This is a genomic window from Lishizhenia sp., assembly GCF_033720595.1.
Lineage (GTDB): Bacteria > Bacteroidota > Bacteroidia > Flavobacteriales_D > Crocinitomicaceae > Lishizhenia.
The window spans coordinates 23,119-38,871 of record NZ_JAWWCF010000002.1 but is presented as its reverse complement, the minus strand read 5'-3'; the positions used below and the strand labels follow the sequence as shown (position 1 = coordinate 38,871).

13 protein-coding genes are annotated in these 15,753 nt (G+C 35.4%); 7 read left to right on the top strand and 6 right to left on the bottom strand.

What is annotated here, in order from left to right:
• The first annotated feature begins 74 nt into the window (after positions 1–74).
• Positions 75–2,225 carry a ribonuclease R gene (rnr, locus tag R3333_RS00405; RefSeq protein ID WP_318956594.1) on the top strand — a complete coding sequence of 717 codons (2,151 nt, stop codon included), beginning with the start codon at positions 75–77 and terminating at the stop codon, positions 2,223–2,225.
• A 55-nt stretch (positions 2,226–2,280) separates the two neighbouring features.
• Here rnr and R3333_RS00400 read toward each other — a convergent pair whose 3' ends face one another.
• Positions 2,281–2,448 (bottom strand): hypothetical protein, encoded by a 168-nt coding sequence (locus R3333_RS00400; protein WP_318956593.1) that lies wholly within the window; start codon positions 2,446–2,448, stop codon positions 2,281–2,283.
• Between the two features lie 106 nt (positions 2,449–2,554).
• The gene (locus R3333_RS00395) at positions 2,555–3,754 is read right to left on the bottom strand and encodes an aminotransferase class I/II-fold pyridoxal phosphate-dependent enzyme (RefSeq protein ID WP_318956592.1); all 1,200 of its coding nucleotides are present in this window, start codon (positions 3,752–3,754) and stop codon (positions 2,555–2,557) included.
• A gap of 151 nt (positions 3,755–3,905) precedes the next feature.
• Here R3333_RS00395 and R3333_RS00390 point away from each other — a divergent pair, with 151 nt between their 5' ends.
• The gene (locus tag R3333_RS00390) at positions 3,906–4,364 is read left to right on the top strand and encodes an Lrp/AsnC family transcriptional regulator (RefSeq protein ID WP_318956591.1); all 459 of its coding nucleotides are present in this window, start codon (positions 3,906–3,908) and stop codon (positions 4,362–4,364) included.
• Positions 4,365–4,537: 173 nt separating this feature from the next.
• On the opposite strand, the gene R3333_RS00385 is transcribed toward R3333_RS00390, so the two are convergent.
• On the bottom strand, positions 4,538–6,097 hold the full coding sequence (locus R3333_RS00385) for an ArnT family glycosyltransferase (protein ID WP_318956590.1): 1,560 nt from the start codon (positions 6,095–6,097) through the stop codon (positions 4,538–4,540).
• A gap of 274 nt (positions 6,098–6,371) precedes the next feature.
• On the opposite strand from R3333_RS00385, the gene R3333_RS00380 reads away from it, so the two are divergent.
• Genes R3333_RS00380 through R3333_RS00370 form a run of 3 tightly spaced genes read left to right on the top strand, consistent with a single transcriptional unit; the run spans position 6,372 to position 10,609 of the window.
• Positions 6,372–7,079 carry a hypothetical protein gene (locus R3333_RS00380; protein ID WP_318956589.1) on the top strand — a complete coding sequence of 236 codons (708 nt, stop codon included), beginning with the start codon at positions 6,372–6,374 and terminating at the stop codon, positions 7,077–7,079.
• Positions 7,080–7,086: 7 nt separating this feature from the next.
• Positions 7,087–9,939 (top strand): T9SS type A sorting domain-containing protein, encoded by a 2,853-nt coding sequence (locus tag R3333_RS00375; RefSeq protein ID WP_318956588.1) that lies wholly within the window; start codon positions 7,087–7,089, stop codon positions 9,937–9,939.
• Positions 9,902–10,609, top strand: a complete 708-nt coding sequence (locus tag R3333_RS00370) for a hypothetical protein (protein ID WP_318956587.1) — start codon at positions 9,902–9,904, stop codon at positions 10,607–10,609. The genes R3333_RS00375 and R3333_RS00370 overlap by 38 nt, the downstream gene beginning before the upstream one ends.
• A gap of 47 nt (positions 10,610–10,656) precedes the next feature.
• Here the strand turns inward: R3333_RS00370 and R3333_RS00365 are convergent, their stop codons facing one another.
• Positions 10,657–11,775, bottom strand: a complete 1,119-nt coding sequence (locus R3333_RS00365; protein ID WP_318956586.1) for a DNA polymerase III subunit — start codon at positions 11,773–11,775, stop codon at positions 10,657–10,659.
• 141 nt (positions 11,776–11,916) lie between these two features.
• Here R3333_RS00365 and R3333_RS00360 point away from each other — a divergent pair, with 141 nt between their 5' ends.
• Positions 11,917–12,846, top strand: coding sequence for a DMT family transporter (locus R3333_RS00360; protein WP_318956585.1), 930 nt, complete (start codon positions 11,917–11,919; stop codon positions 12,844–12,846).
• Here the strand turns inward: R3333_RS00360 and R3333_RS00355 are convergent.
• Positions 12,801–14,321: a GH3 auxin-responsive promoter family protein gene (locus R3333_RS00355; RefSeq protein WP_318956584.1), complete on the bottom strand. Its 1,521-nt coding sequence runs from the start codon at positions 14,319–14,321 to the stop codon at positions 12,801–12,803. The two genes, R3333_RS00360 and R3333_RS00355, sit on opposite strands and share 46 nt — an antisense overlap.
• Positions 14,322–14,507: 186 nt before the next feature.
• Between R3333_RS00355 and R3333_RS00350 the strand changes: the two genes are divergently transcribed.
• Positions 14,508–15,332: a universal stress protein gene (locus R3333_RS00350; protein ID WP_318956583.1), complete on the top strand. Its 825-nt coding sequence runs from the start codon at positions 14,508–14,510 to the stop codon at positions 15,330–15,332.
• A gap of 48 nt (positions 15,333–15,380) precedes the next feature.
• On the opposite strand, the gene R3333_RS00345 is transcribed toward R3333_RS00350, so the two are convergent.
• Positions 15,381–15,752 (bottom strand): hypothetical protein, encoded by a 372-nt coding sequence (locus R3333_RS00345; protein WP_318956582.1) that lies wholly within the window; start codon positions 15,750–15,752, stop codon positions 15,381–15,383.
• Position 15,753: the final 1 nt, after the last annotated feature.

Below are 15,753 nucleotides of genomic sequence, written 5' to 3'. Positions count from 1 at the left end.
GCTACGTCGCGAATTTACTTACCTTTGTACCCATTAGGTAAGCACTAATATTCGCTTATCTTACAATACAATATATGTCAAGAAAAAAGAAAAAAGGCGGAAAAAAATCCAACAAACTTAAACAAAGATTAAAAACGAATATCCGTAAGGTATTTGAACAAAACCCAGACGCCCAACTCAATTATAAACAAATCAGTGCCGCTTTAGGAGTTAAAGATGGTGCTACTCGTAAACTGGTATTAACAGCCATGTACGAGCTTAAAGATGATGAAATCCTCAACGAATATTCTCGCGGTAACTTCTGTATCAACGAAGCTAAAACTGAATATTTCGAAGGTGAAATTGAAATCACACAACGTGGTGCCGGTTTCGTAATAATTGAAGGTCTAGAAAAAGATATTTTTATCCAACCTGAAAACACCAACCAAGCACTTCATGGAGATAAAGTGAAGGTAATGGTAATCAAATACGGTAAACGTCGTATAGAAGGAAAAGTAATAGAAGTAACAGAACGCAAGCGAACACAGTTTGTGGGGACGGTTGAAATGCATCCTAAATTTGCTTTTGTTGCAACAGACAACCAACGTTTAAACATGGACCTTTACGTTACACCTGAGCGACTCAATGGAGCTAAGGATGGCGATAAGGTAGTCTGTAAATTAGTTTCTTGGCCTAAAGCCATGCAGAATCCCTTCGGAGAAATTGTTGAAGTTTTGGGGAAACCTGGAGACAACGACACGGAAATGAAAGCTATTCTAATCAGCAATGATTTCGAAACAAGCTTCCCACAAGCCGTCGTACAACAAGCCGAGAAGGTGAGTATGGAATTGGATCCTGAAGAGATTAAAAAGCGCAGGGATATGCGTAAAGTAACGACCTTTACCATAGATCCATTTGATGCAAAAGATTTCGATGATGCACTTTCTTACCAAGTCCTTGAAAACGGAAATATTGAGGTAGGTATTCACATTGCCGATGTGAGTCATTATGTTACCCCAGATAGCGCAATGGACGTTGAAGCGTTGAAAAGAAGTAACTCTGTTTACTTGGTAGATAGAGTAATTCCTATGCTTCCGGAACAGCTTTCTAACTTAGCGTGCTCTTTACGACCAAATGAAGATAAATACACTTTCTCTGCCATTTTCGAAATGGATGAAAAAGGAAAAATCTTTAACCAGTGGTTTGGAAAAACGGTGATTCATAGTGACAGACGTTTTACCTACGAAGAAGCGCAAGAAATTATTGAAGGTGCTGAAGGAGATATGAAAGAGGAAATCCTTGCCTTGGATAAAATTGCCAAAATCTACCGTAAAAAACGTCTGAAAAATGGCGCCTTGAACATAGAGTCTGAAGAGGTGAAATTTAAATTGGATGAAGACGGTGAACCTATAGAGGTTGTTTACAAAGTTTCGAAAGATGCCAATAAACTGATCGAAGAATTCATGCTGCTTGCCAATAAAAAAGTGGCAGAATTTGTAGGGAAGAAAAAAGATAAGGCTGGAAATGTTCCTTTTGTTTACAGGGTTCACGATAAGCCTGATATCGGTAAAATTGAAACCTTCAAAACTTTTATAGACAAGTTTGGGTATGAAATTCACTTCTCAAATGAAGATGAAATTTCTGCTGCTATCAATGCCTTGTTGAGCGATATTAAATTGAAGAATGAATATGGACTCATTCAGTTGATGGCTATAAGATCGATGTCGAAAGCAACCTACGAAACTAAAAACATAGGTCACTACGGTTTAGCGTTTGAATACTATACCCACTTCACTTCTCCTATTCGTCGTTACGCCGATTTAATGGTACATAGAATACTCTTTGATGAATTGAATGGTAAAACGCACCCTTACAGTGGTGTATTGGATGATATTTGTAAGCGTATTTCTCGCCAAGAGAAGAAAGCAACAGAAGCGGAAAGAGATTCTAACAAATACTTCCAGGTGAAATTTGTGAAAGATAAAGTTGGAGAAGTTTTCGAAGGAACTGTTTCTGGGTTAGCCGATTTTGGAATGTTCGTGAAAATGGACGAAAACCAATGTGAAGGAATGGTGAGTTTACAAAGTTTACCTGATGACAATTTTTACTTCGATCAGGATGTTTTTAGCATCGTGGGTAGAAATACAACCAAAGAATACAATTTTGGTGATAAAGTAAAAGTTCAAATTATTGGTGTAGACCCAAGGAAGAGACAAATTGACTTAGAAATCTATCAAGGATTTTAAGTTCGATACCTAGAATATTTATTGTTTAGGAAACGACTAATGTCGTTTCCTTTTTTTATTTCAATACTTCCTTCAATTGGTATACTTTGTAAGCAACTAGACTCGTTAAAACGATTAAAGAGGTTATCAATAAGAAATCGAATTGTGCGGTAATTTTACTTGCCGCAAAAATGATTAACATCACAAAGAAAAGTATACTACTTAGGTGTTTGGCTATTTTCATAGTCGCAAATTTAATTGGTCAGTTAGTTTTTGCATTACCGCACATAATAAAAAAGGTCCAGCATCAATGCCAGACCTTCCGAAATTTTTAATTTCAACTATTCAATTTAAAGTACTCCAACGTCTTTCATGCATGCCTTCATCATATCATAAGTTCTTTCTATATCGTTATCTAAACCGATAGAAAAACGAATAATTCCATCCGACAAGCCCATTTCTTTTTGCTCTTCTTCCGGTATTTCTGATGAGGTAGAAGTACCTGGTGCTGAGAATAAGGTTTTATAGAAACCTAAACTCACAGCCAAATATCCCAAGTTGCGTTCTTGCATCAACTCCATCAAAGCATTCGCTTTTTCCAAAGATCCAGCATCAACAGTTAACATTCCACCATAACCATACTCTTCATTCATCATAGATGTAAATACTTCATGCGAAGGGTGCGATTTCAAACCTGGGTAAACTGTTTTCAAACCATCTTTTTCAAAACGTTCGGCCAAATAAGCAGCGTTATAACTGTGTTGCTTCATTCGAATATGTAAGGTTCTTAAATTCTTTAAAATTGAGGAAGACTGTTGACTATCCATCGCTGCTCCCAACAACATACTTGCTCCGTCGTTTACACTTTTGGTAGCATCAATAAATTCTCTACTCGCACAAATTACTCCTCCCATTGTATCAGAAGCTCCGTTGATAAACTTAGTTAAACTGTGTACAACGATATCTGCTCCTAATTGCGCTGGAGAAATACACAAAGGTGAAAAAGTGTTGTCAACAATAAGTGTTAACCCGTGCTTTTTAGCCAATTTAGAAAGTGCAGGTACATCCGCTACTTCCAACAAGGGATTAGATACTGTTTCACAATACAAAATCTTTGTTTTCGGCGTAATGGCTGCTTCCACAACATCTAACTTTGTGATATCCACAAAAGAAGTCTCTATTCCCAAACGCGGCGTAAAATTCTTTAGAAAGGCATAGGTCCCACCATAGATGGTTCTACTCGATACAATATGATCTCCAGCACCACACAATTGCAAAATAACCGGTGTTATGGCTCCCATTCCTGTAGAAGCAACATTAGCTGTTTCTGTACCTTCCATCTGCGCCAAAGCTTCAGATAAATACAAATTACTTGGCGAAGTATGTCGCGAATACAAATAACAACCCTCTGTGTTTCCTTCAAAAGTATCGAACATAGATTTTGCCGATAAAAAAGTATAGGTTGTAGAATCAGAAATTGAAGGGTTAACTCCTCCAAACTCACCAAAATATTGTAGGTCTTGAATGTTATTTGCGGGTTTAAATTTCATGCTTATAGTTTTTACTAAAGTTCGTGATTTACTGATAAATAATCAATCATTCAACACTAATACAGTTTATTAAACTATATAATCACTATTTTGTAGTTTTATTTTCAATAAACTAAAACATAATCCCCTAGTCAATAGAAAAATTTTCAGCATGAAATTAGACGCTACAGATAAAAAGTTAATCAACCTACTCCAAGAAGATAGCAAACGCACCAACAAGCAATTAGCTGCACTACTTAACTTATCCGTTACTGCGGTTTACGAACGTATTAAGAAATTAGAAAAAGAAGGTGTTATTAAGGACTATGTTGCCTTGGTAGATAAAAACAAAATTGAAAAACCTTTCTTGGTTATTTGTCACGTCAGGCTTTCGCAACACTCTAAAGAATACGTTACTTACTTCGAAAAAGAAGTAAAAAAATTAGAGGAAGTAGTAGAGTGTTTTCATGTTTCGGGTGACTATGATTACATCTTAAAAATCTATGTAAAAGACATGCAATCTTACCGCGATTTTATGATCACCAAACTCACCGCGCTTAAACATATTGGAAGTACACATAGCATTTTCACCATAGGAGAAGTAAAAAATTCTACTGCTTTACCTGTATAAAATGAGAAGGCAAATAGCCGGGCCATACACTGTAGTCCCTACCCTAAATAGTAAGGTTAACTAGGGTTCAAAATCACTTCCGTTGGTCGTAATTTTTCACCAAGTATACCTAAATATTTAGTCCCGGGCGCTGCCGTTGCTGTCCCTATTTGATATTGAATACTACTGTACTTTTAATACAAGCCTTGTAATCTTTGCGTTATATACACAGTGTTTTGATCCTCTTTCAGGTAAGTAGGTATTTCTAAACCAGGGGTTAACATCAACGCTACCTTTAAGCCCTTTGCTTTCAATTCTAAATATTGTTCTTTAGACGGCACAAAAGAATAGGCTATGTTTTGGGTATAAAACATACACTCTACATAATGTCTACCTCCCACGTTAAAGATGACCGTCTGTTCGTCTAAGCTATCTCTCAAATCAAAATAGATGGCTCTGTTTTCCATCATATATTTGGTATAAACATTCTCCGATTTCCACAAGGTGTGTTTTGCTTGTAATTCATCTAGGTCTATCCTAAAAAATACCAGAAAAGATAAGCCCACTGAAAATATACTTACGAAGATGATTTTGGAATTTACTATTCTTTCTACAACATCTAATACACCGTTAAAAAAACTAGCTATTGCCACGAAAAATGGAAACGCTAATATCAGCGTAAAAGAAGGCATCTTTGTTTGGGCAAAAGCAAAAAATAATTCAACTCCCAGACATATAGTTAGCAACCCAAAAAACAAAGCTTTGTTCTCCATTTTTCTGTACAAAAAGAAAAATCCGGGAATCACCAAGTACAAGGCATGGTTGATAAACATCTCTTTCATTCTATAGATGTGATATAGGAATTCTCCATCATGACCTTCTATCACTTCAAAAAAATGTTTGCTGTTATACGCCATTTCGTGGGCCGCTTCTTGGGGATACCACGCAAAGGTTAAAAACTGCCAGGGTAAAGCTATAATTAAGGCAATAACTAGGGCTGAAAACAAGTACAAATACGCCGAAAATTGTTTGCTTTCTTTAAGCAGTATGTACATACCCCATCCCATAAAAACACTTAAACCAACCAGCCATTTACACAATATAGCTGCTCCCACAGCTACTCCAATCGCTATTATCCAATACTTCTTTTTTGAACGAATAAACTCTATCCAAGCCCAAAAACTAGCGGTTACATAAAACAAAAAAGCAACGTCATTGTGCTCTAGCATTCCTCTCCCCGAAACCAATTCTATGAGGTAAAAAGAGGAAAAGAAAAGCAGTGCAGTAATGTATCCTACCCTATCGTTCACCAAGCATTTTCCCATTCTGTATGCCATAGGCACCAACAACGCGCACATTATGGCGCTGGGTAAACGCAAAGCAACTTCATTTGCTCCAAAAAGCTTCATACTTAAAGCCATTTGCCATAAAAACAGGGGTTGTTTATGTAACCAAATGTGTGCTTTATCCCAACCCGAATAATCTGCCGTAATGGGTAAACTGTCGTAAAGCGTTGGTTTTAAAGGATGGTTAATCAAATTCTTGGCCACCAAGGCATGAAAGCGTTCATCCCATACATTCAAAAAAGGATCTAACAAAGTAGCACAAGTATATATACTCAAGGCTCCCATAAACAAAAAGAAAACCGCCCATGTTTTATTCCCTTTCTGATAGGTAATAAGACTTAAAACGAAAAATAGAAAAGTAATACAGAAGAAGATTACTTGTAACCCTGTAAAATAAGTCGTGAACAATTTTTTTTTTTAAAAGTAGGAAATATTTCAGATAAGAAATAGTTCAATTATTCACTTCAATCCATTCGAATATTGAATATCTACAATTTGATCATTATTTAACTATTTCCTAATCACGTCAAAATAACACACTGAAATACAGTTATATACCATATTTAACATGCTGTAACCTGCGAGAATCCTTACCCTGTGGATTCTCGTAAATCACTGGTTTTCATTTGGATTGAGTTTAAACAAGGTTATACATTTGTTACAAATCTAAAAACCTAACACGATGAAAAATTTAAATTTAACAACTCGAATTATTGCAATTGCAAGTGTAGTATTAACCAGCTCTTTTAGCATTGCACAATCTGTACCTGATGATGAATTACAAAATGGAGATTTAGAAATCAACTGTAAAGACAAGTTTGGGAACACCATTAATGGAACACCTTCATGGGCAAGTTACCCTGGAAAAATAGTTACCGTTTCTCAATGTCCTACAAACGCTAAGGTAGGAATACAAGTAATGAATCCCGAAGCTAACCTTCATATAAATTCGGGTTTATCTAAAACTGCAAACAGTACGATATTACTGGTAGAAAATAACCACGAAAAAGTACTAAAGCTCTCTAATGAAGGAGTACTTTATGCGCGAGAAATTAGAGTAAATTTAGATACATGGCCTGATTATGTATTTGAAAAAGAATACAGTTTAATGAGTCTAGACAGCCTTGAAAGTTATATAGACAAAAACGGTCACTTACCCAATATACCAGCGGCTGACTCAGTAGTATCTGAAGGATTAGACTTGGGTACAAGTAATAAACTTCTCATGGAAAAAGTGGAAGAGTTAACCTTGTACTTAATCGCACAAAACAAAGAACAAGAACAACTCAAAGCTACTTTAGAGGAACAACAAAAGTTGTTAAAAACTCAACAAGAATTATTGGTACAACAAACCTTAATAATTCAACAAATCTGTGCTAACCTAAAATAATTGAGTCATGAAAAACCTAATCTACATAATCATTGTGTGTGCTAGCGGGATGCTAGCCGCACAAACAGAAACCAGAACCTTTGGTTCAACGAAGGAGTATGCAGAATATGCCTTCTCCAACACTAACCTAAACAACTTTAATTCTGGCTACCTACTCAACTTGGACTACAAGAGTATGTCAGATGAATTTAGCCTGAACAATTACCTAACAGAACTGGGAAATTCCAATAAGGTTAATGGAGATAAATTATCTCAAATGTTACATATCATGGAAAACTGTGATGTTCAACGCGAGTTTAACAAATCAGCAATAACCACTCCTATTTATGAGGAATTTTACAGGGTTTCTCCAGAATCTTATATGGATATTCCAATCATGATATTTGACATGGATTTCCAACGACTAAAACTGGATAAAGAAACACTCATTAAAGAATGGAACAGCGATAAACCTTATCCTATGTTCTCTAAAAATGATGCTTACCGTATGAATATTCAAATCGCTGGACCTTTTATCAAGCACCTCATCAATCCAAATGTTAGATTCTATTGGAACAATGAGTTATTCTTCACAAATAAAGATAAGTCCATTAAGCGTGTAGAATTAACATTAGATGGAGAAAATATTTCCCTTTTCGAAAATGAAACCATACAACTATTCGATTATGTTGAGCATGAATTAAATGAACTAGATATTAAAATCATTTATGACGATAACACGAGTTTTTCCAATACATTTCAATTGAAAATTCACAAAACAGAACCTTTATCTGCAAAAAGCGAAATTTTCTATTCAGACATATCTGGGAAAATAGAAGGATCTGAAAGTAGCACTGAACTTCATTTTAAAGTTCAATATGCTTGTGGAAGAAACTACATTGAAAAACCTTTGATAGTAGTAGCTGGATGGGGACCATACTCAGATAATCAATTATTTAATAACCTTAACTTTTTTAAAGCTAAATGGCCTGCAACTTTCGATGATTTGTATACGCAATTCAATAATTTCGAAATGATAGAAAACATGAGGGCTCAGGGGTTTGATATTATCATCTGTAAATTTTTTCCTCCCAATGAACGCGTTGAAATGAATGCGAATGCACTTATCAAACTGATAAAATATATCAATCAAGTTAAAAACGTAAATGGCTCTAGGGAGGAAAATGTGATTATGGGATACAGTGCTGGTTCTATTGCCACACGTTTGGCATTATTAAAAATGGAATATCAACACCTCAATGAAAATGCTGAACATCACCAAACCAAACTATATATATCCTTTGATGGAGAACATAGAGGTGCAAACATTCCATTGGCCGCCCAACATATGGTTAAACATATGTATACCGAATCCAACTGGCCTAATTTAGGATTACACATAGATGGATTAAACCAAATTCTCGAGGCGCCATTAACCAAAGAATTACTCCACTATTATTATACGGAGACGGGTGATATTGCAAACAATGAAATTCCGCATCAAGGACCTCATTTTATGCGCACATCTATGATGGAATTATTTAACGATTATAACCACAGTAAAAATAGCCATATTCCTGGGTATCCTTCTTTTACAAGAAATATATCCATTGCTCAAGGAGCTAATAAAGGAAACTATGCTAACGGTACCAACCAGCAATATCCTTACCCATTCACCGAAGGCTTAATACCCTATGAAAAAAATCACCTCGGTAAATACAGACGTAGTCAATTTAATATTCAAGGTGGAAATACTGTTTTTACTTATGAAGAAATTTTAAATGGAAATTGGTCGATAAATACTGATTTCAATACCAATAACGAATGTTTAGTAATTGATAATGCCCCAGGGGGAACTGTATTTGTAAAAGACAACCCTTTAGATGCTATTGTTATGTTGATGGATTATGCTTTCCTTGCTGGATCGGCAGATATAAAAAAGAAATATACCCAATTCTGCTTTACTCCAACCGTATTTGTACATGATATTCGCAATTTTGACCCTGTGAGTACTGGTTATAGATTAGATTATAATATGGGAAACAACAATCTTATGTTTACTAAATTTTCAGATGTTGCATCTAATAATAAATCAGATTTTTATGGGTACCCTCATTTAACAAAACCTGCCACCCACTATATGCATTTAACTCCTTTTGATGCAGTATTTTCTTCTAGTATTAATGAAGAACACTTGTACTGTAACCGCGTTGAAAGAGATGATTATAATGATTATGACGAACCTTATGAACGTGTTGCTAATTCTTACATTCATCCTTGCTTGGACTTTTGTTTGAACGAAGTAGACTATGAAAATGCCTATATTCAAAATGAAAATTATGGCGGTTTTTGTAGACCCAATTATACCTATCACGCGAAAATTCATGCACCCAAAAAGGTTTTTCTTGGACAAAAAGTAACGGATAGAACAGATTTTAAAATCGCTCGTTTCAGTGCTAATTCAGCCGTTGATGTTAAAGCTGGAAATGAAATCATCATCAAACCAGGGACGGAAGTGCTCGCTGGAACGCATTCTCTTTTCAAAATAGAAGGTATAGAATGTTTTGAATCTAAAAGTTTAACTCATTCCAGTCCATCTTCAAATCCTGAAGCAACAACAGTATCTATTCTTTCTAAAAAAGATAAGGAAGAAAACTGGTTTAATGTTTACCCCAATCCTTCAAATGGAAGCGTTTATTTGAACATTTTGGAAGAATTTAATCACGAATACAATTACGCTGTATACAATTTAAGTGGACAGTTAATTCAACAAAATAATCTCTATAGAAATAAGCAAGAACTGAAGCTTCCAAAAGGAGTTTACATCATAAAAATAAACAATCATGAAAAATCAAGTACGCAACGTATTATTGTACTGTAGCCTACTTTTAATAGGAGCAGGATGCATTAAAAAATCAAAGAAAGAGACGCAAGTTCATTTTCATCTGTATAACCCAGTAACCCAAGAAAAATTCGAAGGAGTCCATGTGAAAATTTATCGCATGAAAAGTTACAAGCTTCCTGCAGATTCTAAAGCAGAGTTAGAATGGGAAGGATACACGGATGTCGATGGAAAAGCTTCTTATGTGTTCAATGCAGCAGATAAAGGTAAATACGAATATATCCCTGCGGTAGATAAAAGTTTTACAAAAGGCATGGAATTGATTTTGCAACCCTCTCCTTATTCTGCAATATTCAAAGATCAAAACAATACCCTTGAATATTGTGTGGTTAGAAAAATTCAGTGGATTCACCACTTTAAAAATGTGAACTGTTATGACAATAACGATAAAGCAAGGTGGCGATATTCTGATATAACATTAGGAAATGACGTCAATTGGTCATATTGGTTTCCTTTTGATGTAATACCAGAATTTTCAAATGGTTACTTTGAAGGATGCACCGATCATTTAACAGCCACACGAGTAGATAATCAACGCACCTTTTTATCTCAACTAGAAGTCACTAAAAATGACAGTACTTACATCATTGAAGATACTTTAAGAATAACCGGAGAAAAGGGTATTGATACTTTACAACTCTATTATTAAACGAATGCAGTAAAGTAAACAACGGGAGTCGAAAGGCTTCCGTTTTTTTATGCCCTATGTATATAACGCATGATCTCAAAAGTAATATTGGTAAACAATATTTTGGGATTGGCATTACGCTCTACATTGTAGTGGGCATCGTTGAATAATTCGCAGAAGTCCATAACGTTATTCCCGGTAATAAAGCGTGCAAATTTGGCCAAGAAATCTGCTTCTTCATCTGAACAACGCATGAGTAAATCATCGGTATAATTCTTCATCATACTTTGGCGTATCATGTAGAGTCCGTATTTCAAGAAGTTCTTTTGCCTTTCTCTACCCAACTGTGCCAATTCCTCAGCCCAACCCAACATGCTCTTTACATCTTTCTTGTAACACACACGCATGAGCGAAACAAAGTATTCTCTGTTTACATCCTTTTGTTCGTGAGCTCCAGATAAATCTACCGCTTCAATTAAGTTTCCTTCGGCACGTAAACCTATACTACTCACAGACGCCTCGGTTGTCAATCTGTTCTGCAACAAATAGCGCATCAAATCATCTTCATCTATACGCGGAATATGAACATTTTGCGTTCGGGAATTTATGGTCGGCAAGATGTTCTCTACACTCTCACTGATTAAAAAGAACACCGTATCCTTTGGTGGCTCTTCTATGATTTTCAACAATTTATTGGAGCAAGAAACATGCATTTCATCGGCCATCCAAATAACCATTACTTTTTTACCTCCTTCAAAAGATTTCAAGGTAAGTTTACGCAATATCTCTACACTTTCCGAAACTCCAATAATGGGTTTACGCTTTTTATCGTCGATACGTTCTATCCAATTGTAGAGATTAAAATAAGGTTGTTCAATCACCTGTTGTCTCCACTCTTTAAGCATTCCATCCGAGGTTTTCGACAAGGTTTGAACTGTAGGAAAAGAAAAGTGTAAATCTGGGTGTTCCAATTTCCCTACTTTTCTACATGAAGGACAAATTCCACAACTATCATCTGCTGTAGGGTTCTGACAAAACATATATTGTACGAAAGCCAAGACCATAGGTAGTGGTCCATACCCCGCTTTACCAAAGAAGAGTTGAGCATGACTCACCCTGTCTTCCTTCACCTCATTGATGATGTGTTCTTTTAATGCTTTGTGTCCTACAACATCCTTAAATTGCATGGGGCTAAAATAGCCAAAATGATGGGAAATCATTCCTTAACAATACAAGTTAATGTCATTTTATGAATGTTTAATTCCTTTCCTAAAAACGAAAAATATAAAAGTTTCTACCGACCTTTGCCGCTACATTTTTAAAACGACATGAGTAAAGTCTTTAAATATCAAATTCTACTTCACGTAGTTATCTTCTTATGGGGATACACAGCAATTTTAGGAAAATGGATCAACCTTGATGCACTTGGAATTGTGTGGTATAGAATGGGAATTGCATTTCTTTCTCTCCTTGTCTTCATGCTTATCTTAAAGAAAAAGATTTTGATTAAAGACAAAGCAACCGCTATTAAAACCATAGGTGTAGGTTTTCTGGTGGCTTTGCATTGGTTGTTTTTCTTCTTAAGTGTACAAGTTTCAACGGCCTCTTTAGCCATTGTGTGTGCAGCCACGGCAACCATGCATGTTTCCTGGTTAGAACCGTTGGTAATGAAAAGAAAATTCCAAGCTTCTGAATTTATTTTAAGCTTGTTGGTAGTTGCTGGTATACTCATCATCACCTTTGATTCTACCGTAGAAACCAATGTTTTAGGAATAGTATTCGGACTATTAGCTGGATTATTTGCAGCCTGTTTTGCTACGTTTAATGGATATTTAGTGAACAAAACTACCGCCGCAACTATAACACTTTACGAAATGTTTAGTGGGTTTATTTTACTATCTATTTGTTTAATACTCGCGCCAAGTTTTGGTTTTGAAGAGTTACAATCCAACCTCGCCAAAATCAATGGGGAAGATGTTGCATGGCTATTATTTCTTGGTATAATTTGTACTTCTGTTGCCTTCTTGGCTTCGGTAGAAACTACTAAGCTTTTAGGAGCGTTTACCGTGTCTTTGAGTATTAATATGGAACCTATTTATACCATGATTATTGCGGCACTTTTCTTAAATGAAAATGAAAAAGTAGGTGAGTATTTTTACCTCGGTGCCTTTTTAATTGTGTTTGCCGTTTTCTTTAATGCTATTGTAAAGTACTATAAATCAAGACGCGTTAAGAAAGCTTCCCAAGCCAAAGCCTGATTTTTATTCATCACTCGGGCAAATTTATGTTGACCGCCTAATTTATTTCTACTCTCCAAAAATTCGTAGAATTTCTCCACGGGTAGAGCAATTACTTTTGGACTTTTCAACATGTACTTCCGCAAGGTTCTATAATCGTCATTTAAGGCACATAAATTACTGTTAAGTTCAACTTCAAAACGGCGTGTATCTACCTTAGCATTTACACCTATATACCAGTTGTGTCTATTCCCATTTTTAGACGGATATACACAGAATTCCTGAATATTCATACCTAGATTTGTTGCTGTTCTATTGATAGCATCGTTCAAATTCTCTACAGAAAGGTGCTCACCCGCACTATTCAATGTTTGTGATACTCTTCCCACCAAATCAAACCTGAATTCTTTGAGATCTTGAAAACGCACAACATCACCAATAAGATAACGCCATAATCCAGAACAAGTAGATATAATCAATCCATAATTTTTACCTTCTTCTACCTGACTCAAATTTAAGGTTGGTAAATCTTTTACACTGCGGTGATCATTGACAAGTGAAAAGTATTTCTCTTCTAAAAACTCATAAAATACACCATGATTGAGCAATAAATTCAATCCTTTTTGATAAACATTTTTCTGGTAGGCAAAATAACCTTCAGAGGCTAGTAAAGTGTTTTGGAAGAAGATTTCCTTACCGCATAGTGCTTCAATTTTCTCGCGATAACCATCGAGAAAAACCCCACCGTGCAAATACAGTGAAAAATTAGGCCAAATGTCATGTATACTTTTTAATTTATAGGTTTTTACAATTCCGTTAATCAACATCAATACCCAAGTTGGAACACCAGCAATAACACCTATATCCCAAGTGGGTGCCTTGGCGATTATTTGTTCCATTTTTTCATTCCAATCCGTCAATTTAGCGATGCCATTGTTGGGTTTGGTAAAAGGTTTAAAAACGAAACTTTTATTTTTTTGAAGTATGCCGGATAAGTCGCCTTGTAAATAATCTTTTGTGCGTTCTAATTGGGTAGATCCCCCTACGGTGAGAACAGAAGAGTTGTAAAATTTAGGGTGTAAATCAAATTCATAAAGCTCGGCCAATTGTTGAAAACTGGTCCGTTGAAACTGACGTATCATCTTATCGGATACAGGTATCTTCTTACTAGTATCTACTGTGGTTCCAGAAGACAAAGCGAAGTAATTTATTTTACCAGGCCATATTACATTTTTCTCACCATTTAAGGGTTTATGTAACCACTCTTTGTGAAAATCAGCATAGGTAAACAGGGGTACTCTTCGCGTAAATTCACCGGTAGAATCAGTATGGTTTAAGATAGCATCGAAATCGTAATGTAAACCGAATTCGGTTTTCCTCGCCTTTTGAAGTAATTTTTCCAAGGTAAAGTCTTGCGCCTGATTCCTGATTGTTCTGGGTAAAAATTCGTAACTGAGTCGCGCAGTTTCTTTTAACAAATTTCCGGTTATAGACATAGCAATAATTTGCTACAATTTTAAAGCATCAAAGGAAAGGTAGGGTATATAGAATATTAAGCTTTATTTATGATTTAGATTGAAATATTAAGAGATTATTACTAATATTAAAGTATAGAAATACGAGTCTTACTTAATAAAAGATTGTTTAATTTTGTAATAGACTATAAAACCAAAAACTAGAATATGTCTGATAAAACATTTATTGTTCCTCACGATTTTACAGAATTAGCAGATAACGCCATGAGAAATGCTATTGTTACTGCAAAATTTGTGAAAGCAAAAATATATGCGCTACATGTTGTAGCTAAAGAAAAGCATTTGGATGATGCACGTAAAGAATTAGCGAAACAATTAGAAAAATTCTCTGACGAAGAAGTAGAAATTGTTCCATCTGTGCGTGTAGGAAATATTTTCGACGACATAGGAGAGTTTGCTGCAGAACACGACGCTGAATTAATTTTCATGGGTACACATGGTGCTTCAGGAGTTCAAAAAATTACAGGATCTCATGCCTTAAAAGTTGTTTCTTACTCATCTGTACCATTTGTTGTAACGCAATTAAAACCTGTGAAAGATTCAGGTTACGATGATATTGTGGTTCCTTTAGATTTACATAAAGAAACGAAACAAAAATTAGCTGTTGTAGCTTCTATGGCTCGTTATTTTAAATCTAGAGTTCACGTAATTACTCCAGATGAGAATGATGAATTCTTAAAGCACAAAGTACAGGCAAATATTCAGTTTGCTAAGAAGTTCTTTAGTGAAAGAGATATTGAAATTACAGCAACTTTAGCACCTTCTTCTGGTTTTGATAAGGAAATTGTGAAACACGCTATTCACGTAGATGCTGATTTAATTGCTATTATGAACATACACAAGAACAGTATATTCGGAGCTTTCAGTAACAACTACGAACAATACATGATTACCAATGATGCACAAATCCCAGTATTGGTTGTGAATCCAGTGGATTCTTCTCAATACGGAGGAAGTGTATTGTTTACATAAAATATACAACACGTATAAAAACCGCTGCTTTTTCGAGTAGCGGTTTTTTTATGCCTTAGCATTGTGCTTAAATCTGTTGATCAACAAATCTGCTAGAATAGGTAGTATGAGTATATACCACGTATGTATCGCTATAGGATCTATGGAGTGATAAACATACAACACCAGTAGGGGAAGAAATAAAACAGACCAGTTTAACCTTGACTTTTGTTTACGACTAATATAAAGGGCGTTTTTCTCCACGTAACGCATACTAAACACATAGAGTATAATTAAGAAGAGTAACAGCCCAAATACAGGCGTAAAATTGAATTCTACATTACTTATTAAACTATACAGTAAGTAAAAGAAATAAAAATAATATCCCAAGAGCACAAAGGGGAATATAAACCTGTTCCAGATGTATTTTGTGTTTTGCATA

Bases quoted from the DNA above. Each gene is read 5' to 3' on its own strand.
- rnr (WP_318956594.1), top strand. From the start codon at position 75: ATGTCAAGAAAAAAGAAAAAAGGCGGAAAAAAATCCAACAAACTTAAA.
- R3333_RS00400 (WP_318956593.1), bottom strand. From the start codon at position 2,448: ATGAAAATAGCCAAACACCTAAGTAGTATACTTTTCTTTGTGATGTTA.
- R3333_RS00395 (WP_318956592.1), bottom strand. From the start codon at position 3,754: ATGAAATTTAAACCCGCAAATAACATTCAAGACCTACAATATTTTGGT.
- R3333_RS00390 (WP_318956591.1), top strand. From the start codon at position 3,906: ATGAAATTAGACGCTACAGATAAAAAGTTAATCAACCTACTCCAAGAA.
- R3333_RS00380 (WP_318956589.1), top strand. From the start codon at position 6,372: ATGAAAAATTTAAATTTAACAACTCGAATTATTGCAATTGCAAGTGTA.
- R3333_RS00375 (WP_318956588.1), top strand. From the start codon at position 7,087: ATGAAAAACCTAATCTACATAATCATTGTGTGTGCTAGCGGGATGCTA.
- R3333_RS00370 (WP_318956587.1), top strand. From the start codon at position 9,902: ATGAAAAATCAAGTACGCAACGTATTATTGTACTGTAGCCTACTTTTA.
- R3333_RS00365 (WP_318956586.1), bottom strand. From the start codon at position 11,775: ATGCAATTTAAGGATGTTGTAGGACACAAAGCATTAAAAGAACACATC.
- R3333_RS00360 (WP_318956585.1), top strand. From the start codon at position 11,917: ATGAGTAAAGTCTTTAAATATCAAATTCTACTTCACGTAGTTATCTTC.
- R3333_RS00355 (WP_318956584.1), bottom strand. From the start codon at position 14,321: ATGTCTATAACCGGAAATTTGTTAAAAGAAACTGCGCGACTCAGTTAC.
- R3333_RS00350 (WP_318956583.1), top strand. From the start codon at position 14,508: ATGTCTGATAAAACATTTATTGTTCCTCACGATTTTACAGAATTAGCA.
- R3333_RS00345 (WP_318956582.1), bottom strand. From the start codon at position 15,752: ATGCAAAACACAAAATACATCTGGAACAGGTTTATATTCCCCTTTGTG.